Here is a 2,489-nt window from a genome sequence, read left to right as displayed (position 1 = left end):
TCTTGATGATGTTGAGCAGATGCTTACAGCTTCATCCAGACCCCGGGCAAAGGCCGTGGTAATTGGCGGCGGACTCTTGGGTCTTGAATGTGCCAGTGGCCTCGCCAGTCGGGGTATGAAGGTCACCGTGGTGGATACCATGTCCATTCCTATGGCCCGACAGCTGGATGAAAAGGCCGGAAAGCTTTTGCAGAAAGCACTGGAAGAAAAAGGTATTGAGTTCCGTTGCAGTGCCATGCTGGATTCCTATACGGGTGATGATGGAAAAGTGACCGGCGTGCAACTGAAAGATGGCGAGTGGTTACAGGCTTCGCTGGTGGTAGTGACAGCGGGGGTTCGGCCCAACATAGAACTGATCAGAGGTACTGGTCTGGCGTGTGATAGAGGTATTCTGGTGAACGACAGAATGCAAACCTCAGACCCTTCAGTAACGGCGATTGGCGAGTGTGTGCAGCTGAACAACGATCTGTTTGGTCTTGTGGCGCCGGTTTATGGGCACGCTCAGGTGGCTGTGCATCGACTGTTGGGCTCGTCGGGAGAGCGGTTTGAGCCAGTTCCGATACCAACCAGCCTGAAAGTAGACGGTATTGATCTGTTTTCCAGTGGACAGTTTGTTGCAGAAGAGAGTGATGAAGAAATCATCATTGATGCTGCAGGAGTTGGCATCTATCGAAAACTGGTGATCCGTGATAACGAGTTGAAGGGGGCTCTGCTCTTTGGCGATGCTTCAGATGGTCTCTGGTATCAGGAATTGATGGAAACAGGGCGAGATATTTCAGATATCCGCGACCAACTTATTTTCGGCAAACGTTATCTGAATGCAGATGCACTGAAACACTAAGAAATTTCCAATGAAGGAAGTATGTCTATGGCTGACAGCATCGATATATGCAATCACCCTCAGCAAGTCATCAATACGACGTGTGCCTATTGTGGTGTTGGCTGCGGTATCAAGGCGACGGTCACCGATAAAGAGCTCCATCTGGTGGATATAGAAGGCCGGGAGAACCACCCTGCTAATTTTGGACGTCTTTGTTCAAAAGGCAGTGCACTCGGAGAAACGGTTTCTCTGGAGAATCGTCTCCTGACCCCTTATATAGGTGAGCAGAGAGTCAATTGGGATGTTGCCCTGGATGAGGTTGTTTATCGACTGAAAACCACAATAGAAGAGTACGGTCCTGAAGCGGTGGCTTTATACGGCTCTGGTCAATTACTGACAGAAGATTACTATGTGGCTAACAAACTGATGAAGGGTTTTATTGGTTCCGGCAACATAGACACCAACTCACGCCTTTGTATGGCATCTACGGTAGCAGGTCAAAAGAGGTCATTCGGTTCTGATACTGTGCCTGGTAACTATGAGGACCTTGAATTAGCCGATATGATCGTGCTGGTCGGTGCCAATACAGCCTGGTGTCACCCGGTATTATTCCAGAGAATAAGGGCTGCAAAAGAGCAGCGTCCAGACATGAAGGTGGTTGTCATCGATCCTCGTGCCACTGATACCTGTGACATCGCCGACCTGCATCTTCCTCTGAAATCAGGAACCGACACCGCTCTCTTCAATAAGTTATTTAGCTACCTTGATAAGCACAATAAGTTGGATCAGGCATACATTGATCAGCACACCCAAGGTTTTAATGAGGCTCTGAACGCCGCCAGAAAAGTAGGGAGTTTTTCAGCGGTTGCCAAACTTTGCGGGATTGATAAAGCTGCTCTCAAGCAGTTTTGTGAGTGGTTTGCAGAGACCGGAAAAGTCGTTACTGCCTGGTCTCAGGGTGTGAATCAGTCCGTTGCTGGTACCGATAAAGTCAATGCCATCATCAACTGTCACCTGATTACGGGACGTATTGGCAAGCCGGGATCTGGGCCATTGTCACTTACTGGTCAGCCAAATGCGATGGGAGGTCGGGAGGTTGGAGGCTTGGCCAATCAGCTGGCTGCTCATATGGATTTTCACACGGACGATGTGGATCGGGTCAGGCGATTCTGGAAGGCACCGAATATTGCTACATCACCGGGTAAAACAGCCGTAGATTTGTTTAATGCCATGAATAACGGCGACATAAAATTTGTCTGGATTATGGGTACTAACCCTGTGGTCAGTATGCCTGATAGCAATACGGTGATCAGTGCCCTGAAAAAGTGTCCGACGGTCGTCGTGTCTGATTGCATTGAAAAAACAGATACTTCTGAGTTTGCCCATATCCGTTTGCCCGCCGCTGGCTGGAGTGAAAAGGACGGCACGGTCACCAACTCGGAGAGAAGAATTTCGAGGCAGAGAGCTCTGTTTGAACTTTCCGGAGCCGCCAGACCTGATTGGTGGATTATTTCGAAGGTGGCAGAAAAGATGGGGTTTGGTGACGCCTTTAATTATCAGAGATCTGCTGATATTTTCCGTGAACATGCGGCTCTCTCTGCTTTTGAGAATAATTCTAAGGGTCGTACAAGAGATTTTAATATTGGTGCTGTGGCTTCCATTTCGGATG

2 protein-coding genes are annotated in these 2,489 nt (G+C 48.9%); both read left to right on the top strand.

Annotated features, from left to right (window positions below):
* Positions 1 to 841, top strand: an 841-nt coding sequence (locus KDK16_RS10095; protein WP_257275935.1) for an NAD(P)/FAD-dependent oxidoreductase, incomplete at its 5' end; no start/stop codon positions are given.
* A gap of 27 nt (positions 842 to 868) precedes the next feature.
* The coding region (locus tag KDK16_RS10090) for a molybdopterin-dependent oxidoreductase (RefSeq protein ID WP_306670790.1) at positions 869 to 2,489 on the top strand (1,621 nt) is incomplete at its 3' end.

Source organism: Endozoicomonas sp. SESOKO4 (assembly GCF_024606275.1).
This window is presented reverse-complemented; position numbering and strand designations above follow the sequence as displayed.